Origin of the sequence: Achromobacter sp. K91, from assembly GCF_003576205.1 — a bacterium.
Lineage (GTDB): Bacteria > Pseudomonadota > Gammaproteobacteria > Burkholderiales > Burkholderiaceae_B > Achromobacter > Achromobacter aegrifaciens.
On record NZ_QWFB01000008.1, the window covers coordinates 25,519 to 44,590 of the forward strand.

The 19,072-nt window shown below is 61.3% G+C and carries 28 protein-coding genes; 20 read left to right on the forward strand and 8 right to left on the reverse strand.

The window, feature by feature from the left end; all coding sequences use genetic code 11:
• Positions 1-6: 6 nt before the first annotated feature.
• The 7 genes from DXK93_RS01525 to DXK93_RS01555 form a co-directional block, all read right to left on the reverse strand.
• Positions 7-2,001 carry a ParB/RepB/Spo0J family partition protein gene (locus DXK93_RS01525; RefSeq protein ID WP_119449154.1) on the reverse strand — a complete coding sequence of 665 codons (1,995 nt, stop codon included), beginning with the start codon at positions 1,999-2,001 and terminating at the stop codon, positions 7-9.
• 8 nt (positions 2,002-2,009) lie between these two features.
• On the reverse strand, positions 2,010-2,228 hold the full coding sequence (locus DXK93_RS01530) for a hypothetical protein (protein ID WP_119449155.1): 219 nt from the start codon (positions 2,226-2,228) through the stop codon (positions 2,010-2,012).
• Positions 2,225-2,737 (reverse strand): hypothetical protein, encoded by a 513-nt coding sequence (locus tag DXK93_RS01535; RefSeq protein WP_119449156.1) that lies wholly within the window; start codon positions 2,735-2,737, stop codon positions 2,225-2,227. The genes DXK93_RS01530 and DXK93_RS01535 overlap by 4 nt, the downstream gene beginning before the upstream one ends.
• Before the next feature lie 13 nt (positions 2,738-2,750).
• On the reverse strand, positions 2,751-2,969 hold the full coding sequence (locus DXK93_RS01540) for a hypothetical protein (RefSeq protein ID WP_147400205.1): 219 nt from the start codon (positions 2,967-2,969) through the stop codon (positions 2,751-2,753).
• Positions 2,970-2,974: 5 nt separating this feature from the next.
• The gene (locus DXK93_RS01545; protein ID WP_119449158.1) at positions 2,975-3,298 is read right to left on the reverse strand and encodes a hypothetical protein; all 324 of its coding nucleotides are present in this window, start codon (positions 3,296-3,298) and stop codon (positions 2,975-2,977) included.
• A gap of 2 nt (positions 3,299-3,300) precedes the next feature.
• Positions 3,301-3,615, reverse strand: a complete 315-nt coding sequence (locus DXK93_RS01550; RefSeq protein WP_119449159.1) for a hypothetical protein — start codon at positions 3,613-3,615, stop codon at positions 3,301-3,303.
• Between the two features lie 221 nt (positions 3,616-3,836).
• Entirely contained in the window at positions 3,837-4,202 is a 366-nt protein-coding gene (locus tag DXK93_RS01555) for a helix-turn-helix transcriptional regulator (RefSeq protein WP_199728265.1), read from the reverse strand.
• A gap of 85 nt (positions 4,203-4,287) precedes the next feature.
• On the opposite strand from DXK93_RS01555, the gene DXK93_RS01560 reads away from it, so the two are divergent.
• Complete coding sequence (locus DXK93_RS01560; RefSeq protein WP_119449161.1) at positions 4,288-4,548, forward strand: YdaS family helix-turn-helix protein; 261 nt, start codon at positions 4,288-4,290, stop codon at positions 4,546-4,548.
• Between the two features lie 7 nt (positions 4,549-4,555).
• Here DXK93_RS01560 and DXK93_RS31755 read toward each other — a convergent pair whose 3' ends face one another.
• Complete coding sequence (locus DXK93_RS31755; protein WP_147400206.1) at positions 4,556-4,762, reverse strand: hypothetical protein; 207 nt, start codon at positions 4,760-4,762, stop codon at positions 4,556-4,558.
• Between the two features lie 149 nt (positions 4,763-4,911).
• Here DXK93_RS31755 and DXK93_RS01570 point away from each other — a divergent pair, with 149 nt between their 5' ends.
• The 19 genes from DXK93_RS01570 (at position 4,912) to DXK93_RS01660 (ending at position 18,988) form a co-directional block, all read left to right on the forward strand.
• Complete coding sequence (locus DXK93_RS01570) at positions 4,912-5,472, forward strand: phage regulatory CII family protein (RefSeq protein WP_119449163.1); 561 nt, start codon at positions 4,912-4,914, stop codon at positions 5,470-5,472.
• Between the two features lie 314 nt (positions 5,473-5,786).
• A complete protein-coding gene (locus DXK93_RS31760; RefSeq protein WP_147400207.1) occupies positions 5,787-6,167 on the forward strand; it encodes a hypothetical protein in 381 nt (126 codons plus the stop codon).
• A 316-nt stretch (positions 6,168-6,483) separates the two neighbouring features.
• Positions 6,484-6,960: a hypothetical protein gene (locus DXK93_RS01580; RefSeq protein ID WP_119449165.1), complete on the forward strand. Its 477-nt coding sequence runs from the start codon at positions 6,484-6,486 to the stop codon at positions 6,958-6,960.
• Positions 6,957-7,340 carry a hypothetical protein gene (locus DXK93_RS01585; RefSeq protein ID WP_076814316.1) on the forward strand — a complete coding sequence of 128 codons (384 nt, stop codon included), beginning with the start codon at positions 6,957-6,959 and terminating at the stop codon, positions 7,338-7,340. Before DXK93_RS01580 ends, DXK93_RS01585 begins: the two co-directional genes overlap by 4 nt.
• A 716-nt stretch (positions 7,341-8,056) precedes the next feature.
• Positions 8,057-8,710 carry a hypothetical protein gene (locus DXK93_RS01595; protein ID WP_147400208.1) on the forward strand — a complete coding sequence of 218 codons (654 nt, stop codon included), beginning with the start codon at positions 8,057-8,059 and terminating at the stop codon, positions 8,708-8,710.
• 339 nt (positions 8,711-9,049) lie between these two features.
• Positions 9,050-9,535: a hypothetical protein gene (locus DXK93_RS32240; protein ID WP_233564484.1), complete on the forward strand. Its 486-nt coding sequence runs from the start codon at positions 9,050-9,052 to the stop codon at positions 9,533-9,535.
• 176 nt (positions 9,536-9,711) lie between these two features.
• Entirely contained in the window at positions 9,712-11,250 is a 1,539-nt protein-coding gene (locus DXK93_RS01600) for a terminase large subunit (protein WP_233564485.1), read from the forward strand.
• The gene (locus DXK93_RS01605) at positions 11,250-12,542 is read left to right on the forward strand and encodes a phage portal protein (protein ID WP_119449169.1); all 1,293 of its coding nucleotides are present in this window, start codon (positions 11,250-11,252) and stop codon (positions 12,540-12,542) included. Before DXK93_RS01600 ends, DXK93_RS01605 begins: the two co-directional genes overlap by 1 nt.
• The gene (locus DXK93_RS01610) at positions 12,532-13,221 is read left to right on the forward strand and encodes an HK97 family phage prohead protease (RefSeq protein ID WP_119449170.1); all 690 of its coding nucleotides are present in this window, start codon (positions 12,532-12,534) and stop codon (positions 13,219-13,221) included. The genes DXK93_RS01605 and DXK93_RS01610 overlap by 11 nt, the downstream gene beginning before the upstream one ends.
• A gap of 11 nt (positions 13,222-13,232) precedes the next feature.
• A complete protein-coding gene (locus DXK93_RS01615; protein ID WP_233564486.1) occupies positions 13,233-14,519 on the forward strand; it encodes a phage major capsid protein in 1,287 nt (428 codons plus the stop codon).
• 53 nt (positions 14,520-14,572) lie between these two features.
• Complete coding sequence (locus DXK93_RS01620; RefSeq protein ID WP_147400209.1) at positions 14,573-14,854, forward strand: hypothetical protein; 282 nt, start codon at positions 14,573-14,575, stop codon at positions 14,852-14,854.
• Complete coding sequence (locus DXK93_RS01625; RefSeq protein WP_119449172.1) at positions 14,838-15,146, forward strand: head-tail connector protein; 309 nt, start codon at positions 14,838-14,840, stop codon at positions 15,144-15,146. The genes DXK93_RS01620 and DXK93_RS01625 overlap by 17 nt, the downstream gene beginning before the upstream one ends.
• On the forward strand, positions 15,147-15,479 hold the full coding sequence (locus DXK93_RS01630) for a phage head closure protein (protein WP_119449173.1): 333 nt from the start codon (positions 15,147-15,149) through the stop codon (positions 15,477-15,479).
• Complete coding sequence (locus DXK93_RS01635) at positions 15,472-15,936, forward strand: hypothetical protein (RefSeq protein ID WP_119449174.1); 465 nt, start codon at positions 15,472-15,474, stop codon at positions 15,934-15,936. The genes DXK93_RS01630 and DXK93_RS01635 overlap by 8 nt, the downstream gene beginning before the upstream one ends.
• Before the next feature lie 9 nt (positions 15,937-15,945).
• Positions 15,946-16,560 carry a hypothetical protein gene (locus DXK93_RS01640; RefSeq protein WP_119449175.1) on the forward strand — a complete coding sequence of 205 codons (615 nt, stop codon included), beginning with the start codon at positions 15,946-15,948 and terminating at the stop codon, positions 16,558-16,560.
• The gene (locus DXK93_RS01645) at positions 16,547-16,738 is read left to right on the forward strand and encodes a DUF2635 domain-containing protein (protein ID WP_119449176.1); all 192 of its coding nucleotides are present in this window, start codon (positions 16,547-16,549) and stop codon (positions 16,736-16,738) included. The genes DXK93_RS01640 and DXK93_RS01645 overlap by 14 nt, the downstream gene beginning before the upstream one ends.
• Positions 16,735-18,228 (forward strand): phage tail sheath subtilisin-like domain-containing protein, encoded by a 1,494-nt coding sequence (locus DXK93_RS01650; RefSeq protein WP_119449177.1) that lies wholly within the window; start codon positions 16,735-16,737, stop codon positions 18,226-18,228. Before DXK93_RS01645 ends, DXK93_RS01650 begins: the two co-directional genes overlap by 4 nt.
• A gap of 68 nt (positions 18,229-18,296) precedes the next feature.
• Positions 18,297-18,644, forward strand: a complete 348-nt coding sequence (locus tag DXK93_RS01655; RefSeq protein ID WP_119449178.1) for a phage tail tube protein — start codon at positions 18,297-18,299, stop codon at positions 18,642-18,644.
• Positions 18,641-18,988: a phage tail assembly protein gene (locus DXK93_RS01660; RefSeq protein ID WP_119449179.1), complete on the forward strand. Its 348-nt coding sequence runs from the start codon at positions 18,641-18,643 to the stop codon at positions 18,986-18,988. The genes DXK93_RS01655 and DXK93_RS01660 overlap by 4 nt, the downstream gene beginning before the upstream one ends.
• The last annotated feature ends 84 nt before the right edge of the window (positions 18,989-19,072 follow it).

Sequence of the window (19,072 nt, forward strand, 5' to 3'; positions counted from 1 at the left end):
GCCTCCTCAATGCCCAGCGGGGAGCGGGTTCGGGAAGTCCCAGCGATCGCTATCACCGGCTGCGCTCTGCGGCTCGCTGGTGGCATCGTGGGGCGATGCCTCGGGCGCTTGGCTGTCCGACGGCGGCGAGCCCTTTGTAGCTCGGCTGCGGGCCGGTTTGGGGCGTGCTGGGGTCTTGGCTTCGTCGACCCCCTGTGTCGCGTTATCGGGTGCCGGCGGCGTAGTAGCCTTGCTCGCGCGCTTGATGACTTTCTTCGTAGGTGCGGCGGGCTCCTCGCTCGGGGTGGCGCTGGTGCCCGCCTGTTCGGCGACCTGGTCGGGCTTGCCCTTCGCGATCTGCTTCTTGCTGGTGCCCTTGCCGGCCTTCTGCGCCTTGGGCTTGGCCTTCTCCCGAGCTTCGGCACGGAGCGCCTTCTTGGTGGCGTTGGGGTCGACGCCGTAGCGCTCGGCGGTGGCGACCAGATAGGTCGGTTCATTCGTGGAGTAGGAGTTGACGGCCAGCTCCGGCGCGATCGCGATCTCCATGAGCAGCAGGGCGAGCTGGCCGGCGGAAAGCCCGTCGATTCCTGCTCGCACCTCGTCGTGGTTCTTGGGGTCCCATCCCCAAAGGCGGCATACGGTCGGCCTGTGATCGTTCCACAGCCGCACCATGGAAGCCTGCGCGATCATGAGCAGATCCTCATGCTTCAGGGTCTCGCCGGCGCTGATGCGCTGAGAGACTGCCTCGTGGATACTTTCGAGCGTCCCACGACGAGAGTCGCGCTCGAGCTTGCTCTTGGCCTCCTCCTTCTTCATCCGTTCCCGATGGTCGTCTTGGCCGGACTTGATCCCCTTGTCCGCCAAGGCCTTGAAAACAGCTTGCTCCGGGACCATAGCGATAAGCTCGCCGCTATGGGGGTTCTCGATCATCACCGCCGGCGGCATTTCGTCGCCGAGGAGCTCGGAATAGGTCTTTCCGCCGGAGCAATGCAGCCATGACGTGTCGCCGGGTTTGACGTAGCCGCGTGGATGCGAATGCTCATGGGGGAAAATCTTTTCAGCGCGATCGCCGCGAATGACTTTGTGACCGGTCTGCTCAGCGGCTTCCGCCAGCTTAGCAAGGTGCGCCTTCTTCTTTTGATCGAAGCACGTCGGGTCGGTGCAGACGTCTGCACTTTCCACATCGGAAAAAAGCTCGGGCTGTGCGCCCGTTCGTTTGATGCAGCTAGTGCAGGGACCGGCCGTGGGAATGAGGTCGGCTTGCGCGATGGGGAAGACTGCGCGCTTGAGCTCGAGCATGTAGTTGTCTTGGATATGCTCAGCTGCGCGGCGCGCGGACATAGGGCCATCGCCCGAGTAGTATTCCTCCGTCTCACCGGTGATGACTTCCTCGAGCGCCTTGAGCTGGAGCTCGCGGACTGGGATGCGCGCAACCAGGAGCGCGACGGAGGCGGTGAGCTTGTCCTCGTAGAACGCCGTGCGTGCCTCGGGCTGCAGGTCGCATAGCTTCAGGCGTGCGTATATGTAGGCGCGAGACTTCTTGAGGATCACCGCCATCTCGTTGACGCCATAGTCGGGCTCGTCCTTGTGAGCCGCGAGTAGCGCCTCGTAGCTTTCTGCCTCCTCGATGGGGTGCAGATCCTGGCGCTGCAGATTCTCGATGATCTGCAGCTCGAGCATTTCGAGGTCGTTGACCGCGATGATGCGAACTGGAATATGCGTCAGCTTGGCAATGCCGGCGGCGCGCCACCGGCGCTCTCCAGCGATTAGCTCCAGCTTGCCGGGCTCGGTCGGGTGTTCGCGGCACAGGATGGGCTGCAGGATGCCGTGCTTACGGAGACTGCCGGCGAGCTCCTGCAGGGCTTCCTGGTCGAACCGCTTGCGAGGGTTGGTCTTGGACGGGATGACGTCATCACGCTCGTACAGGGCCTCCCGGTATTCGCGAGGGCTATCCTCGGTGACTTCCCAATCTGCGGGCTGCTGCGGTTCAGTGGCGAGCGCGGTCGTGGTTTCGGTGGTCATGGTGTGTCCTACGCGTGCGGGTTGGCCGGCGTGGTGCTGGCATAGACGGTGCGGGCGAGACCTTCGGTTTCAACCTCGAGGCGGCGCAGCTGCTGGGCGAGCTCGTCGCGATCATGGGTAGCTGCGCCGGAGCGCAGGGCGAGTGTCTGTAGGGATGCGAGAAAGGCGCGTGCGGCAGAAATCTGGCGCTTGGCCTGGCTACGCAGCTTGTCGGGCTGGGCGGTCATTGGAACGCTCCAGCGGCGGGTGTGTTGAGCTGCGCGCGCATGGCTGGCACGTTCTTGGCGGGGATCTTGATCGTGTGCCCCTCGAACATGATGAGAAACTCGCCGGTGTTCAATAGGCCGAATGCCGGCGATGACTGCTCAGCCTGGCGCTGCAAGTCGCGTTGCGCAGTTGAGTGCATATCCCAGGCGACAGACGATGGAGGCTCTGCTGGCGACGGTTTGACTGGGTGCAGCTGAGCGGCGGCGAGATCATCCAGCGAGCTCGGGGCGCTGGGGCGGGTTGTTTGCGCGTCGGCGAGGATGAGCGACCGGCCGAGCTCAGTCAGGCTGTACGCCGCCAGTCCGTCGATCTCGCCGTCAGTCTGCAGCTTCTTGCTAGTGCGCATGAAGCTCACCAGCTGGGTGGTCTTCTTGGTGTCGTAGCTGATCTTGGCCGCGAGCTGGCGGGTGTTGAGACGGCCGTGCTTGGCGAGTGCCTGGATAATCTGCTGGGAAAAGGTGGGGGTCATGTGCGGTCCTGGTCTAATCGTCGTTGGCGGCGATTGAGCGCCAGTCGGCCCTGCCGACATAGCGCCTGAGCTGCTCCTTGATCGGAGCTGCTCTGCGGCGGGCCAACGCCTCCGCCGTGTTGGTCAGCGCGATCGCAAGGGCGGGGATAGACATGGCCTGCTCCAGGTCGAGCGAGCAGCGTGCCTCGCGCAGCGCGCGCATAAGGTCTTCCCGGCTGGGTTGCGATCGCATGGGGTTTACCTGCGCGCGAGGAGCTCGCCGCTGGTGGGCGGCTCCCAGGCTTCGAGGTACGGCGCGTTCGGGAGGTTCTGGACGAGGGAGTCGCCGTCCGGGTTGGTGAACACGCATGCGTACTCGCCCGTTTGCTGTTCGCGGAACAGCTTGCCGCGAGGCTCGCACGCGCGGGCGATCATGCGTTCGCGCCGCTCGTCATCTGCTTTGAGCATGCGCTGATCGTTGGTCACGATGATCTGTGCGAACGAGAACAGCGCTGCAATGCATGCGACCACGGTAGCGCCAGCGCCGGCCAGGCACACGGAGGCTTTCAGTTTGGTGCTCATGTTCACGGCCTCCCGCTTTCGGCCAGCGCTGCCCACGTGCGGCGGATCAAGAACCTGGCTTCAAAGTGGACGCCGAGGGCCGCGCATTCGATCTTGTCTAGAAAGACGGCGGGAAGCAGGCGCGCGGCGAGTTCCACGAGCGCGCCTAGGTACTGCTGCGTGTCGTTCTCGCTGAAAAGGTGGGGAGTGCACCGATCAAGCCTGCAGCGGATGCAGTGGCGCTGGATTTGCAGACGGCGGGTGCGCACCTCGTCGAGGATGGCTTCCGTCAGCAGCTCGTAGGTGATGGGGACGTCAGGGGCGTTGAGGGGGTTCACGCTGTGCTCCGTTGTTGGATGGTCAACGGCGCGAGTATAGAAAAGCTATCCTTTTTTAGTCAAGAAAATCTATACATAGTGGGCAAGCTCCATTAGCGGGCGGTCCCGCAGCCGGCTTCAATGGGTGTTTTTGAGTGGTTTTGTCCTATTCAGATACACGAAGGACAAATGAATGGCGCCCAAACGGGGCGCCGACGTAGACGTTGCCGATACGACGGACTTTAACGACCTTGGGTTCCGGTCGGTAGAGGGTCGCCGTCGCTTTTGTCATGGCTGCTCTCCCACTCACGGACGACCACTTCGACCATGGCTTCCGCCCGGATGAGCTCCTCCGCCGAAAGGCTGTGCAGCTGAGTGGGGGTGATACGGCGAAATGGCCAGTCGGCAATGCCCATGGATAGGCCTGGCAGCGGTAGTTTCCATCCGGCCCGTTCCGCAATCTTCAGCATTTGTGAGTAGCTCGGCTCGTGGCGGTTGTTCTCCCACGCACTTACGTTGCCTTTAGTGACGCCGAGGGACTCGCCCAACTGTTCCTGATTGATGCCTGCCGCTTTGCGGGCAGCGCGAATCCATTCGCCGATGTTCATGAGGCCAGTGTAAGGAATCCCTATACCTGGAAGGGCTAGAGTTTCTTGACCTTTAAAGTCTAGAGAATCTATACTTTGCGGCATTATGGATACCTCCTCTATTCATCCTCTCGACCGCGCGGCAAAGAATTTCGGTTCGGCCCAAGGGCTCGCGACCGAGCTTGGCGTGTCGAAAGGGGCGCTTCACCAATGGAAGCTCGACGGGCGCGGGACGCCCGCCAAGCATTGCCCAAAGATCGAGCGTCTGACTGGCGTGCGCTGCGAGGAGCTTTGCCCGGATGTTGAGTGGTGGGTACTACGCCGCTCGATCGCAGGCGATGGGGGGCAGCTTGACCTGTTGCCTTAGGAACGTACTAGTGCGTCAGCGGTGGATTGGCGTCGTCGTATCGGAAGCACAGCTGCTCGAAAACGGCCGTCACAACTTGCGGGGCTTCCGAACCTGTCTCCTCAAGCGCGATGCGGTGGGCCAGCCGCAGACGATTGCGCAGCTGCCGCTCGATCGCGTTAAAGACGATCGTCGAATCGGCGGCATCCAAATTATCCAAGACCTTAGAGCTCACAGCGCTACTCCTTCGCTTTCGTTAAGCCAGTGGGAGGAAGCGTACGCCGGGATGTTCGCCATGCATACGAGAAAAAAGGTTGATTTTCGGGTGATCCCAACGGTCGGAAAGTTGCTGCCGGCCAAAAGGACCAACGTCGCGGAGCAACTATGACGAAGCGACACAGTAACGGCCATTGGCGCGGCGCGCTCTACAACGCCCTCCGGCGCGCGTCCGATGGCGTACAGGGATTCTGCGTGTGGGCAGCGGGCAATCGTGATCGCAAGATCGCAGCCAAGACCCTTTACAAGCGCCTTGACGGCACCGCGCCAAATGAGCGCATGTCAATTGAAGACGCTGAACTGATCACCGAATACTTGCTCCGGGATCGCAATGCCGACGAGTACGCGCTCGATTGGCTGAAGGCACTGTGCGCGAGATTCGGCCTGGTCGCTATCGAGTTTGATGCGCCACCAACTGGCGGGCGTTGGCCGTGTGAGATTAATGCCATCGTCCAGAAGGGCTTTGAGCTGACGGAGCAAGGCGGGCTCATATCGGGCGCCTTGGCGCGGGCGATCTCGGATCGCCGTATCGCTCCTCGCGAGGCCGACGAGATCACAGAGATTGCGTACGCGGAGGTGAAACTGCTGCTTCGCCTCGTGCGGAACGTGCAGCGCGCGGCAGACCAAGGTGTGACAGTGCGAGTCGCGCAAGGCAGAGATGATGACTAGCTTCAGCACTGCCTATGGCGCCGTCGAATGGGGGGGGGCCAAGCCATGGCTAGGCCTTTAGGCCCGGAAGCGCAGGCTGTGCTTGCTCGGCTAGCCCTCGGCCCAGCCTCCATATCTCAACTGTCGATAGCCCTCGGCCTGACGTCTGACCGGCTCGACCAGGTGTGCTACCGCCTTCGTGTGGCGGGCAGGATCTCCGTTGCCTCTTGGGGGAAGACGTCCGGATGCTGGCGGCCGACGGCGCTGTATAGCTTGCGACGCGCCGCAAACGTGGGCGCCGTCTCCGTGGTCGCTGGCTGGTTCGAGGTGCGTGCATGACGCGCGACCTGTTCGGCCGGGCGCCAGTTCAGGCGCGTTCGAGGCCCGCCGCTGCAAAGCAGGCAGCGCAACCGCCGCCGGCCCTCGGCCGAGGGCCTCCTGGCCCGGCCGAGTACTTCATGCTCGGAAATCGCTCGATCAGCCGCGACGAGCTGCTGCGCCTTCTTAACTTTGAGCAGGCGTGCATCGACACGCCCGACCACGACGTCATCGCAGTGTTGGAGACCGTCGACGGGCGTTCGCATGCGTACTTGGTCGCGCTGCCACGAAACCATCCATCAAGGTTCGACGCCGCTGGGCGTCGAGATCCTTCACTCGCGCCTTTCTGGCGTCACGGAGAAGTTATGCACATCAAGAAGCAGAGTCAGCCGCCGTAAGCGCACGAGGCTCAGGGACGAAGAGGCTAGATACGCGGTTATCCCTGGGTGCAATGCCCCAAACCGAACCCGAGGGGCAGCGTGGGTGCGAAAGACTAGAGCGCGGGTAGGAGTGCCGGTACGGGTGCTGACAGTCTGGTCGAGTCCTGGGGCGTACATCCGCCAGGACGCCCTGATGCATACCGTCGGCTCCGGCGAGGCAATGCAAGGGTGGGCATTGCTCCCGTTATCCACAACGGGCTAGGGGGAGCTCTGCCCATCGCACCCATCTCACCAACGAAGCAAGGGTGTAACTCCACATATGCATAGGTGTTTCATGACAGAGCTAATTCTGAGCATGCAAGAAAATTTCGCGCACGGCGCGTCCCAAAAAGGCCACGTTGGACCCGACTTTTCCACATTCTGGGCACAGTGGCCCCGCAGGACCGCAAAGAAGGCCGCTGAGCGGGCGTGGGCGAAATTACGAGCGGCGGATCGGCGGGCGGTGTTGCATGTCTTGCCCAATCACCTCGCCTACTGGAAGGCAGCGCGCACCGCCACGGAATTTATTCCGCATCCGGCAACCTGGATCAACGGCGAGCGCTGGAAGGATGACGTGATTATCCCGGCGCCGCGTCCCAAGCGACAGGCTGCGACGGGGCCCGCCTGGTGGACGTCTCATGTGATGATGGATCAAAAGGGCCGTGAGGTCGGGGTGGGCTCCGCTCGCCCCGGCGAAACTTCTGAGCAGTACCGGGCGCGGATACAGCAAGCGATCGCGGAGAGGGATCGTTTCGGAGGGGCGCAAAGATGAGCGAGATTCAGCGCATTCCATGGGTCCGGGAGCGCCTCGACCAATGGGGCCGATGGGTGCTATTGGGCACCGCTCGGCTCGGCGGCTCTGTGTTGGCCCAACTCGCGGACGCGGTAGGGGGAGGTGCTAAGCGCAGCTATGTGCCGGTGGATAGTCTGGAGTGCGAGATCACAGATAGGGCTGTGGCTGGCCTGCCGAAGGAGCTTAAGGACGCTGTTCTCGTTTGGCACACGTCCGAGGGCACGATGGAGGGCATTGCGCAAGAGATAGGCATATCGAAGATAACGTTGCAGAGGCGGCTGGCCCATGCCGACAAGCGCATTGACGAGTGGTTTAGTAGGCGCCGCGATCTGGCCCGGCGCGCGTCGGTAACACTTTGAATTAGATGAGGTAGCCTGAGCCCCCCTAGAATTCGCTACATTCCTGCGGAGCTTGCGACATAAGCGCTCCACCATCAAGGCCCGGCCCTCACGCCGGGCCTTTTCTATTGGTGCTTCCATGCCTGTAGCTCGTCCTCGTCCTTGCCTGCATCCGGGGTGTGCAGCGCTCGTGCGCGGCGGCGGCTATTGCGAGCGGCATGCGCCAGCCCAGCAGGAGGCCGCCCGCGAAAAAGATCGCGAGCGCGGAAGTGCCGCCAGCCGGGGGTACGGTCATCGCTGGGCGAAGACCAGCCAGGGCTTTCTGCGACACAACCCATTGTGTTGTGCATGTTTCGCACGGGACCGGGTTACTGCAGCAGAGGTTACTGACCACATCGTGCCGCACCGGCTGGCGGAGGCGCTGGCGTCCGAGGATGCTGACCGCATCCTCGCTGCCCGTGCCTTGTTTTGGGACCGCAGCAATTGGCAGCCTCTGTGCTGGCGTTGCCACTCGCGCAAGACCGCGCGGGAGGACGGCGCATTCGGGAACCGACGCCACTGACCGCGGCGGCGCATGCTCAGAGGCCTGTACCGGGCCACCCGAATGCGCTGCTAGTAAAATGTTACATTCCTGTGGTCGACATACTACAGAGCGAACTATGGGGTGCGCGTCTACTGATTTTTTGTGCAATCTCAAGCCTTGGCTGGAGGCCCTCTACTTTATCGCTGGAGGCCCGGTGCTCGCCATTTTGGCGGCGTTAGGCCTGCGCCAGATCAAGGCCTTAAAGACTCAGATGCAAATTACGCGGGACATTGAGTCTCGCAGGCTGATGTTCGAAGTTTCAGACTCGTTTCAGAAATGGGTCGAGACGCAGAACACGAAATGGGTAACCCTTGACCAGCCGCCAAGGTTTGCCGAAACACTCGTACGGCTCAAGCGCGATGCCGTAGAGGTTGGTTACGCCGAGGACTATGCGTGCTACGCAGATAATGAGTATGCGGAATTGTGCGATTTTGTTGATGCCATGTACGAGGCGCTGATGGGTTACGCGCCGCAGTTCTACTCGCTCATGAATGAGCGGGGAGACGAGCTTTATCATTTGCTTGGCCCTCAGTTTGTGCTGATGATGAATGTCGTCTGCGTCGTGAAAGTGCCGAGGTGGGTTGCATCGAATGAAGGCAAGCCGCCGGTCGCAAACCAAGTTCTCGCCTTGCATTTCACCTGGGCGAAAAAGATGGGTAAGGCGGAGAAGGCCGTTGCAGTCATGCCGAAAGCTGGAGATGCCGAAATTACTCGTCACGTGCCTGAATGGACAACGAGCTTGCCTCTCGACTTTGACAAAGCTTGGGGGAAAGGAATGTCATTCACGCGGAGCTATGACCTGCGCTAGTGTTGCGTCGGCTTAAATGACATAAGCCGGTTCTTGCATTGTTCGCGAGATTCGTACGTAGCTTGCGACAAGACGCTTTACCTCAGTCTGGCCCGGCCTCAAGTCGGGCCGTTTCTTTTGGTGCGTCCCCGAGGATAGGCGCGTGGGCCTTGCTGGCGCTGCCCGGGAAGGGGTAGGGGGGCCAAAAGTCGAAGCAATTTGCGTCGGGACCGAGCGCCCAGCTGAACTTTTATGGGAAAGGTTCGGAAAAGGGGGGGAGGGGTGAAATAGCAGCCCCTCTGACGCATCGAAATCGCAGCACTCGACTCGCGTGGCCCCTTAATCATTTTTGGAGTCACGATGGACCAGAGAAAGCCTCCGTTGGGGGTCATCCAAGGCGGGGGAGGCGCTGCCCCTTGGCGATCAGCCAAGTTCGGGATTGACCTGCCGATGCCGCCGCCGTCGATCAAGGTCGATGAAGAATGGCGTCGCATCTACATCTGGTTGTGCGATCAGCTGATTGGCAGCAAGCGGGATATCACCGCTGCGGCCATGCAGCTGACGCTGCTTGTCGATTGCATCCGTGCTTGGGCACAGGACCGCGCCCTATGCGAAACCGTGGGACGATATGCGACCTCCAAGGAGGGCAACCGATACGAGCTGCCGCACAGCTACAACGAGCGCAAGGGCGCTGAGCAACTCAAACGGGATCTGCCTGAAGCATGTATGACGGTAATGTCTCAAGTCGAGGCGCGGCTCAAGGAGAGCAAGATCGGGGAGGGCGGACAGGACGATCTGTTCGGCGATCTCGTCGAGCACGGCCGAAGCCGCCCAAGCGCCGCCTAAAGCTCATCCCTCCCGACGATACGTGGGAAACCTGGGATCGCGAGTATGGCGTACCTGTCTTGCGTGGGGAGCTCGTGGTCGGCGAGCTAGTGGTTTTGGCCGTCGAACGGCACTACAGAGATTTGCAGACGTCTGCAAAGAGAGGCCTGTACTTTAGCCCCGCTCACGCCTGGCACATGATCGAGTACATAGAAAAGTACTTCGTTCACGTGAAGGGGCGACTCGCGGGCCAGCCGATCCTGCTCGATCCCTGGCAGAAGTTCTGGACGGCCGTGCTCTACGGGTGGCGAAAAGCCGGCTCGGGATTTCGTCGATTCACACGAGCGTACGAGGAGGTTGCGCGCAAGAACGGGAAATCGACGTGGAAGGCGCCGCAAGGTGCGTACCTGTTCATGATGGACGGTGAGCCTGGTGCTGAGGTGTACGCGGTCGCGACAACGCGTGAACAGGCGATGACGGTTTTCAGGCCCGCGTTTGAGAACTTTCGGAAATGGGCGAGAAAGTCGGCAGGAGTCGCCCGGTCGTTCCGAATTTTCGAAGGCCAGAATCAAGAGCGAATCGAGTCGGGCGCGTCAGTGTTCAAGCCAATTGCGAGTAACGCCGACGCGCAGGACGGCTTCAACCCGTCAGCCGTGCTCTATGACGAGCTCCATGCTCAGCGGTCGCGCGAACAGTGGGATGTACTGGAATCGGGCTTTGGCGCTCGTGAGCAACCTCTCCTGTCGGCCATCACGACAGCAGGCTTCATCCTCGATGGGATATGTACGGAAATTCGGTCCTATCTGATCTCTGTTCTACGTGGCGAGCGAGAGGATGATAGCTTTTTTGGCTATGTGTATACGCTAGATCAGGGCGATGATCCGTTCGATGAGGCCGTGTGGGCAAAGGCGAATCCAGGCTTAGGCCGGTCGAAGACCTTGGACTACATGCGGGACATGGCGCGAAAGGCGAAGGCACTGCCGTCGGCCTTGGCGAACTTCAAAACGAAGGACTTAAACCTCTGGTGCAACGACTCAGAGGGATGGTTAGATCTGACGCAGTGGGATCGAGGCGCTGCAGAGGTAAAGATCGAGCAGCTGCTCGGCCGCAAGTGCTTCGGTGGCATGGACTTGTCCGCTACTCGAGATCTCACCTCTTTCGCGCTCGTGTTTCCACCTACGGACGATGATCCCCGCTGGTATGTCTTGGTGTGGACATACTGCCCTCGAGCCAAGGTGGATGAGCAGTCCAAGGCCGATGCCGCGCCATATGGGAAATGGGAGGCGGCGGGAGCGTTGGACGTCACCGAGGGCGACGTCGTGGACTATCGCCCGATGAAGGAGCAGGTTCTCGAGGCGGCGAAGCTGTTCGATCTTGAGGAGCTGGCTTACGACAAGTGGAACTCGACGCAGCTGGCGAACGAGCTGGCGGACGAAGGGATAACGCTAGTCGAGGTTCCGCAGAATACGCAGGGCATGTACCCGGGGTCAAAGAAGCTTGAGGAGCTTGTCTACAGCGGTCGTTTGGCGCACGGGGGAAATCCTGTGCTGCGCTGGGCAGCGGGGAACGTGTCATTGCTCTACGACTCGAACGGCAACTTTAGGCCGGACAAAAAGCGGTCTAAGCCGAAGGGGCGAATAGACCCGATCGTCGCGGTCGTCATGGCCCTAACGCGCGCTAGTGCGCACAACCAGCAGGATCTGTCGGACTTCCTGCGTAACCCGATCGTATTCTGATGAAACAATCAATCAAATCGGCGGCGGCCTGGCTCGGGCGTGTCGTCGGGCTGCGCACGCCGGGCTTCTGGCGATACTACGCGTCGTCGACGAATTACTCGGGCAAGAGTGTCTCGGCCCAGACCGCGCTGCAGCTCGACGTCGTATGGGCGTGTGTGAGGCTCATCTCTCAGTTGGTGGCCACATTGCCGCTGGCCGTGTATGAAAAGGAGAACGGCCGGCGACGGCAAGCGAGCGAGCATTGGCTTCACACGGTTATCGCCGGCACGCCCAACGCGGACATGACTGCGGCGGACTTTTGGGAGTCGCTGCTTACGGCCATCTTGCTGTGGGGAAACGCCTACGCCCTGATTTTCCGCAATGCTGTTGGTCACATCATCGCCCTGGAGCCGCTACGGCCCGAGCGAATGTCGCCCCGGCTTCAACGAGATGGTTCGTTGTTGTTCGTGTATGTGGACGAGGCCGGCCGCCGTTACGAGTACACCGAGGAGGAGATTCTGCACCTGAAAGGCTTCACCCTTGATGGGCGAATGGGCCTGTCTCCCATCTCATACGCGCGCCATACCCTGGGCGCGGCCATGGCGCAGGAGGAGACGGCGGCAACGATTTTTAGGAATGGACTCCGCCCGTCGGGCTACGTCACGACAGATCAGGTGCTCACGAAGGGCAACCGCGAGGAGGTACGCGAGAGCGTTATTACCCAAGTGGCAAGCGGCACGGAGTCGGGACGCACCCTGGTGCTTGAAGGGGGCATGAAGTACGCGCCCGTTTCCATGAACCCGGAAGACGCACAGCTGCTGGAGAGCAGGGCGTTTTCAATCGAACAATTGTGCCGCTGGATGTGCAACATCCCTCCGGTGTTGATTGGACACGCCTCGCAGGGGCAGACCATGTGGGGGTCGGGTGTAGAACAGTTGCTGATGGGCTGGAAGGTGACAGGACTAAACCCCCTGATTATCAAGATTGAGCAGGCGTTGAATGCACTTTTCCCGCCGAAGGATCGGGGGCGCTTCTACGTCAAATTCAGCTTGCAGGGCCTGCTGCGCGCAGACGCGAAGGGGCGCGCCGCGCTCTATTCGTCTGGTTTGCAGAATGGATACATGAGCCCGAACGACATAATCGAGCTAGAGGACGGAGAGCAGTACGAGGGCGGGGATCGGCACTTTGTTCAGGCGAACCTTGTGCCCGTGGACCAGCTCGACAGTGGGGGCAGCTCGGACCAGAAGGCGCGAGAAGTGATGCGGGGTTGGTTGGGTGTGGATTCCAGAGAGGAAAGCAAAGATGAAACGTAAGGACGCGTCTCTGAAAATCAGGGACTTCAATCTCGAAATCAAGGCCGTCAGCGATGACGGCCTTTTTTCTGGCTACGGCAGCGTGTTCGGCGTGGTCGACAGTTACGGCGAAATCGTCGAGCCCGGCGCCTTTACCGAGACTCTGGCCGCGATCGCAGCCAAGGGACGGGCGGTGCCGGTCCTGTGGCAACACCGCAGCGGCCAGCCCATCGGCGTTTACACGAGCATGAAGGAGGACGACCACGGCCTTTGGGTTGAGGGAAAGCTGCTGAAAGACGATGTGCAGCAGGCCAGGGAAGCATATGCGCTGTTGCGAGCTGGCGCCGTGTCGGGTCTCTCGATTGGCTACTACGTGCGTGACGACTCGTTCGACCAAAAGGATGGCGTGCGTCGGCTGAAAAAGCTGGATCTCGTCGAGGTCAGCCTGGTCACGTTTCCGGCGAACGAAGAATCTCGCGTTGACGCGGTCAAGTTTGCTCTGAGCAAGGGCACGCTGCCCGATCTTCCAGGATTTGAAAGGCTCCTGCGTGAGGCAGGGTTCTCCAAGTCCCAAGCCACGGCGATCGCAAGCCACGGCTTTAAGCACCTGCTCCGGAGCGAGTCCGAGGGCAACTCTGCGATCAATCTGCAGCCGCTATCCGAGCAGCTGCGTTCGTTTTCTCTACCTGACTTTACTTAACAAGGGATCACATGAAATCCAACATGCATGAGCACAACGCTTTGATGCGTGCCGTTGGCGGCGCGCTGGGCGAGATGGGCAAAAAAAGTGGTGGCGCCGAGGACCAGTCCGGCCAGGCTGAAGTCAAGCAGCTGCTCAAGGACTTGGCGCAGCGCGACGAGATGATCAAAAATTTCGCCGCGAAGGCGGCCGAGGAAATCAAGTCTCTCGGCCAGATTTCGACCGAAACGAAGAGCGCTCTGGAGAAAATCGCTAGCGATGGCGTCGAGGTGCAGAAGCGACTGCTCGACCTGGAGCAGAAAATGGCCCGCCGCGCTGGCGGCGAACAGCCGCGCGTGAAGACCTGGGGCGAAGTTGTCGCCGAGTCCGAGGGCTACAAGAGCCTCGTCGAGGGACGCGCGTCGCGTTCGGGTCGCATTGCGGTGAAGGCTGTGACGAGCGCCGCAAACTCGGCTGGCGTCCTCGTTCCCGCTGAGCGGCTGCCCGGTATCGTGGTCGCGCCCGAGCGCGAGCTGGTGGTTCGCGATTTGCTGCTGCCGGGCCGTACTACCAGCAACTCGATCGAGTACGTGCGCGAGAACGTCTTCACCAACAACGCCGGGCCGGTGGTCGAAGGGACTAAGAAGCCCGAGAGCAATATCACCTTCGAGCTGGCGAACGCCGGTGTCAAGACCATCGCCCACTGGATCCCGGCCAGCAAGCAGATCCTCGACGATGCGCCGCAGCTGCAGACGTACATCGACATGCGCATGCTCTACGGCCTCAAGCTGGCCGAGGACCAGCAGATCCTGCTGGGCGACGGCACCGGTCCGAACATGCTGGGGATCATCCCCCAGGCCGCCGCGTACCAGGTGGCGCGCAACAAGGACGGAGACACCATGATCGACGTGGTTCGTCACGCGCTGCTGCAAGTCCGGCTGTCGCTATATCGGCCGAGCGCGATCGTGATGCACCCCGAGGAGTGGGAGGCGATCGAGCTTACCAAGGACAAGAATGGCACGTACATCTGGTCCAACCCGACGCTCTACAACGGCAAGAACCTGTGGGGCTACCCGGTGGTCGAGTCGATGGCCATGGCGTCCGGCGACTTCCTGGTCGGCGCATTTAACGCAGGGGCGCAATTGTTCGACCGCGAGGACGCGACGGTCGAGATCTCGACCGAGGACCGCGACAACTTCGTCACGAACATGCTGACGATTCGCGCGGAGGAGCGCGCAGCGCTGGCCGTGTACCGACAAGCGTCGTTCGTTCACGGCACGTTCCCGACGGCCAACGCCGCGCCGCCGTCGGGCGAGTAAAGCGCCAGGATCTTACCGGTATGGAGGGCGGCGGTGTTCCGCCGCAGAATGCAATGAAAGCAATCGCACTCAGTACGTTCGAGAACGATATCGAGGGTCTCGTGCGTCGCGGGCAGGTCTTACCCGACCTTGACGCGCGCCGTTTCAAGGCACTGCAGCAGGCCGGCCTGGTGGACGAAGAGTCGGAAGGGCGCAAGAAGCTCGACGCGGCCCAGGCCATGCCGGGCCGCAGTTCGTCCGGCCAAAGGCTGGCACCCAAGCCGAGCGACAGGATGGCTCGGGAACCTCAAAACAAGGGCCAGGGGAGGGGCGGTGCAAATGGCCGGGGTTCCTGACCTGGCCGAGGTAAAGGAGCATCTTCGGGTGGATGGTGATGATCTCGACCGGATCCTCGGCCGGCTTCTCAGTGCTGCCATCGGTGGCGTGTCTCAAATCCTCGGCCGGCCCGTGCCGTGGGCCGAGGTTGGGTCTGACGGCAACGAGACCACTGTTTGCCCTGATGAGGTCGCGGCCGCGATCCTCCTGCAGGTCGAGGCCCTGTACGGGCCGAAAGGCAGCTCTCCCGATGTGAATAGTCGCGCTGTGCTGGCGCTGCTCACGCCTTATCGCATCAATATGGGGGTGTAGATGGACTATCCCGAGGCCGGCGAATTGGACAAGAGGGTGACCTTCCGCCGCCTGCAGCACATGCCCGCTGCGGGCGGTGGGATGACGGATGAATTCCCTGCGTCGTTCGATCGCTGGGCGAAGATCACTCCGGTGGGGACGGCAGCCTATCTGGCGGGCATGCAGATCGACGCCAAGGTGACGCATCGGATCGTGGTGCGCTTTCTCGAAGGTGTCGAGCGTGACTTCCAGATCGTGCACCGGAACGTCACCTATCGCGTTGAGCGCAGCGCGCCCCTCAAGGGTGGTCGCGAATTTACCGTCTTCGAGGTGGAGATGTTGATAAATGGCTAAGACTTCTGGCGTGCGTGCCGCAATGCATGTGGACGGATGGGATAGCTACAGGCGGCTGGACTTTGATCGCAAGGAGGTGCGCAAGGGATTCAGGCGTGTGGGGCGCCTTGTCCAGATCGCCGCCCGGAAGAGGATCCGGAAAGGTGCGGCGCTGCGAGATTATCCCGCTCGGCGTCGGGGCACGCTGGCGCGCAGCATCACCGTCAAAGTCAGCCGTCCGGGGTTTCTTGTGCGTGTGGCGCCATTCAAGACGCCGGCTATGGGTGAGGACTTCTACCCTGCATATCTCTTCTACGGGGTGACGGGCAAGCCCAGACGCAGAGACCGTCGGTCTCAGGCCAAGAATGGGAAGTGGCGTGTTAAGCCGCGCGGCAACTACATGACGGATGCTCTGGAGGAGCAGACCGGAAACATACGGTCGGTGCTCTCTGCAGCACTGGAACAAGCACTCAAGTAGGGGGGCGAAATGCGGATTTCTCCGGTGGTCGAGCACGTGAGGCAGCACGTACCGGCATTTGAGGGTCGCGTGGCCGGAGGGCTCGACACTGATGTGGTGATGGGTTCGGCCCACATGAAGCCGCCGGCGGCGTACATCATCCAAGCCGAGGACGATGCAGCCGAGCTGCAGTCGCAGACTTCGTATCTTCAGGAGATCCGCGATTCGATCGATATTGTGGTTGTTCTTGCCACGCGTAATGAACAAGGAAACCTCGAGGCCGAGTTGCTACACGAGATCCGGCGTCAGCTCTTCCTTGCGTTGGCAGGGTGGGAGCCTCACGAAGGATACGACGGCCTGATCTACAACGGCGGGGAATTGGTCCAATTGGACCGCTCGCGTTGCGTCTATCGATTCTCCTTTTCGGCAGCATTTACGCTCGGTCGCGCCGCCTTTGATGACAGGTCGGGACAGCCTGCGGAGACCTGGGAAGAATACGAGCGCGATCGGCTACCGCGATTTGCAGGTGGCACCCTGCATATCGACGCCATCGATCCAATGGCCGATCCGAACCTCAATAAGCCCGGCCCTGATGGCCGGATTGAACACGAAGTAAGAATGGAGTTGCCACATGGCGAAACCTGAAATTCACGTGGTGCCCGCGCCTGGCCGGACCGTTCCGGATCCTGCGCGCGGCGACTATCTGCCCATCGAGGGGCGCAAGGTGGTGCGCGATCTGTACTGGATTCGGCGCATCGATGACAAGGACGTGACCGTCTCCGATCCGGGGTCGGTCAAGAAGGCTGGGAGCAGCAACAAATGATCTCCTTCAATTCCATTCCCAGCGATCTGCGCGTGCCGCTGTTCTATGCCGAGATGGACAATTCGCAGGCAAACAGCGGCGCGACGCAACTGCGCCGCCTCATCGTGGCGCCGGCAAATGATAGCTCCACTGCCTCGACCGAGCTCGTCATCGCCAGTCAGGAAAGCGAGGTGCGTGCCCTGGCCGGCGTCGGATCTCCCCTTGCGCAAGCATATTCGGCGTGGCGCCGTTGCGATCCGATGGGCGAGGTCTGGGTCCTGCCGGTGAAGCTCGCGGCCGGCACTGCGGCGGCCGGCAAGGTGGTCGTGTCTGGCGTAGCCACAGAAGCCGGGGTTTTGAGCATCTACGTTGGCGACGAGCGCGTCCAGATCACGGTCGCCAGTGGCATGGCCGCGGCGGCAGTCGGCAGCGCGATCGCCTCGGCAGTAAACGGGAAGGGGCTGGGCGTGCAGGCGTCTGCATTGCCCGAAAGCGGCTCGGAGGTTACGCTCACTGCCACCTTCAAGGGGTTGCTCGGGAACGACATTCGGCTCGGCGTGAACCTTCGCGGCAGCGCGGGAGGAGAGCGAACGCCGGGCGGGTTGGAAATCGAAATTACCCAGCCCTCGGGCGGTGCCGGTGTCCCCGATGTGGAAGAGCTGCTCGCAAAGGTGGGTGATGCGGAGTTCGAATTCGTGTTCCAAACCTTCACCGATCCTGCTTCGCTCGACGCGTTCAAGACGTGGATGGACGACAGCAGCGGCCGCTGGTCGTGGAGCAAGATGCTGTACGGTCATGTCTACACTGCCCGACGAGGCACGTTGGGCGAGTTGGTCACGGAAGGTCGCGCCCGAAACGACCAGCACCTTACGGTTCATGGTTTTGAAATGCAGACGTCTGCACCGGCGTGGAAAGTCGGCGCCGCTTACGCGGCTCGCCAGGCTGTATTCATCACCGCTGACCCCGCCCGTCCAACGCAGACCGGCGAATTGACCGGAATTGCTCCACCCGCTGAGGGAAAGCGATTCCTGCTGACTGAGCGGCAGTCGCTCCTGTGGGCTGGGGTTGCGACGTCATACTGCACGGTGGACAGCGTGCGGATCGAGCGAGCCGTCACGACCTATCAGCGAAATGCGTATGGGCAGCCGGACGACTCCTATCTCGACAGCGAGACGATGCATCAGTCGGCGTACATCATTCGCTTTCTGAAGGGGCGCATTACGAGCAAGTACGGTCGGCATAAGCTTGCGAACGATGGGACCCGGTTCGGTGCTGGCCAGGCCATTGTGACGCCAAGCATTATTCGCAACGAGCTGATCGCGGCGTACAGTGCGCTCGAGCGCATGGGCATCGTGGAGAACATGGAGGCGTTTCAGGAGCATCTTATCGTCGAGCGCGACGCGCAGAATCCGAACCGTGTGAACATCCTGTTCCCGCCCGACTACGTCAACCAGCTGCGCGTCGTGGCGCTGCTCAATCAGTTCCGCCAGCAGTATCCCGACGCGTCGTAGACGCACGCAGTGTTTAGCAAAGGCCCGCCGAGCGCGGGCCTTTTTTTATTTGAAAGAGGAGTTTGACCATGGGCCAGAAGGTTGCCGGTACCGTCTATTTCAAAGTGGACGGCGAGCAGATTGAAGTAACCGGCGCGGCAGAAGCGCCGACCACGAACATCACGCGTGAAAGTCTGCGGCCGGGGTATTTCTCGGAAACGGATCGCGTGCCTTACCTGAAGGTTGACGCGCTGCATACGCCGGCGCTTTCACTGAGGAAGCTGCAGGACGCAACAGATATGACCGTGACCTGCGAATTCAAGAACGGGCGTACGTACGTCCTGTCGGGGGCGTACCAGGTCGGCGAGCCCGTGTCCACCGGTGATGACGGCAAGGTCCAACTGCAATTCGACGGAGTGGAAGGAGTCTGGCAATGACCGAAAACTTCGATCTGGCAAAGCCGATCAAGGCTCACAACGATGAATTGCGGAGCCTCAGTCTGCGCAGCTTGACGCCGGCAGACGCTCGAGCGGTCAAGGCGTTGCCGTACTACGTCGCGCCGGATGAGAGCGTGCGCATCGAACCGGAAGCGGCGTCGAAGTACATCGTGCGCATGGCAGGAATTCCGCTTAGTTCGGTGGATCAGCTGGATATGGCGGACTTCAATGCGCTGGCGTGGAAGGTGGCCGGTTTTTTCTTGAACTCGGCGTCGCAACATACGACCAGCTCCGACGCATCGTCTACGACGTCGCCTATTTCTGGCGGATCGACCCGGAAGTGACGATGGCGCGTCCGCTCGAGCTATTGCTCGAGCACGCGCTCGAGTGTGATCGGATCGCTAAGCCGAGTGAGGGGCGGGAGGGTT

What these genes read in the sequence shown, in the direction of transcription:
- DXK93_RS01530 (WP_119449155.1), bottom strand. Translation starts at nt 2,228, where the DNA reads ATGACCGCCCAGCCCGACAAGCTGCGTAGCCAGGCCAAGCGCCAGATT.
- DXK93_RS01580 (WP_119449165.1), top strand. Translation starts at nt 6,484, where the DNA reads ATGACAGAGCTAATTCTGAGCATGCAAGAAAATTTCGCGCACGGCGCG.
- DXK93_RS01645 (WP_119449176.1), top strand. Translation starts at nt 16,547, where the DNA reads ATGGCGAAACCTGAAATTCACGTGGTGCCCGCGCCTGGCCGGACCGTT.
- DXK93_RS01535 (WP_119449156.1), bottom strand. Translation starts at nt 2,737, where the DNA reads ATGACCCCCACCTTTTCCCAGCAGATTATCCAGGCACTCGCCAAGCAC.
- DXK93_RS01615 (WP_233564486.1), top strand. Translation starts at nt 13,233, where the DNA reads ATGAAATCCAACATGCATGAGCACAACGCTTTGATGCGTGCCGTTGGC.
- DXK93_RS01560 (WP_119449161.1), top strand. Translation starts at nt 4,288, where the DNA reads ATGGATACCTCCTCTATTCATCCTCTCGACCGCGCGGCAAAGAATTTC.
- DXK93_RS01635 (WP_119449174.1), top strand. Translation starts at nt 15,472, where the DNA reads ATGGCTAAGACTTCTGGCGTGCGTGCCGCAATGCATGTGGACGGATGG.
- DXK93_RS01620 (WP_147400209.1), top strand. Translation starts at nt 14,573, where the DNA reads ATGAAAGCAATCGCACTCAGTACGTTCGAGAACGATATCGAGGGTCTC.
- DXK93_RS01525 (WP_119449154.1), bottom strand. Translation starts at nt 2,001, where the DNA reads ATGACCACCGAAACCACGACCGCGCTCGCCACTGAACCGCAGCAGCCC.
- DXK93_RS01545 (WP_119449158.1), bottom strand. Translation starts at nt 3,298, where the DNA reads ATGAGCACCAAACTGAAAGCCTCCGTGTGCCTGGCCGGCGCTGGCGCT.
- DXK93_RS01625 (WP_119449172.1), top strand. Translation starts at nt 14,838, where the DNA reads ATGGCCGGGGTTCCTGACCTGGCCGAGGTAAAGGAGCATCTTCGGGTG.
- DXK93_RS01660 (WP_119449179.1), top strand. Translation starts at nt 18,641, where the DNA reads ATGACCGAAAACTTCGATCTGGCAAAGCCGATCAAGGCTCACAACGAT.
- DXK93_RS01540 (WP_147400205.1), bottom strand. Translation starts at nt 2,969, where the DNA reads ATGCGATCGCAACCCAGCCGGGAAGACCTTATGCGCGCGCTGCGCGAG.
- DXK93_RS01650 (WP_119449177.1), top strand. Translation starts at nt 16,735, where the DNA reads ATGATCTCCTTCAATTCCATTCCCAGCGATCTGCGCGTGCCGCTGTTC.
- DXK93_RS01555 (WP_199728265.1), bottom strand. Translation starts at nt 4,202, where the DNA reads ATGAACATCGGCGAATGGATTCGCGCTGCCCGCAAAGCGGCAGGCATC.
- DXK93_RS01655 (WP_119449178.1), top strand. Translation starts at nt 18,297, where the DNA reads ATGGGCCAGAAGGTTGCCGGTACCGTCTATTTCAAAGTGGACGGCGAG.
- DXK93_RS01585 (WP_076814316.1), top strand. Translation starts at nt 6,957, where the DNA reads ATGAGCGAGATTCAGCGCATTCCATGGGTCCGGGAGCGCCTCGACCAA.
- DXK93_RS01640 (WP_119449175.1), top strand. Translation starts at nt 15,946, where the DNA reads ATGCGGATTTCTCCGGTGGTCGAGCACGTGAGGCAGCACGTACCGGCA.
- DXK93_RS01630 (WP_119449173.1), top strand. Translation starts at nt 15,147, where the DNA reads ATGGACTATCCCGAGGCCGGCGAATTGGACAAGAGGGTGACCTTCCGC.
- DXK93_RS32240 (WP_233564484.1), top strand. Translation starts at nt 9,050, where the DNA reads ATGGACCAGAGAAAGCCTCCGTTGGGGGTCATCCAAGGCGGGGGAGGC.
- DXK93_RS01600 (WP_233564485.1), top strand. Translation starts at nt 9,712, where the DNA reads ATGATCGAGTACATAGAAAAGTACTTCGTTCACGTGAAGGGGCGACTC.
- DXK93_RS01570 (WP_119449163.1), top strand. Translation starts at nt 4,912, where the DNA reads ATGACGAAGCGACACAGTAACGGCCATTGGCGCGGCGCGCTCTACAAC.
- DXK93_RS01610 (WP_119449170.1), top strand. Translation starts at nt 12,532, where the DNA reads ATGAAACGTAAGGACGCGTCTCTGAAAATCAGGGACTTCAATCTCGAA.
- DXK93_RS31760 (WP_147400207.1), top strand. Translation starts at nt 5,787, where the DNA reads ATGACGCGCGACCTGTTCGGCCGGGCGCCAGTTCAGGCGCGTTCGAGG.
- DXK93_RS01605 (WP_119449169.1), top strand. Translation starts at nt 11,250, where the DNA reads ATGAAACAATCAATCAAATCGGCGGCGGCCTGGCTCGGGCGTGTCGTC.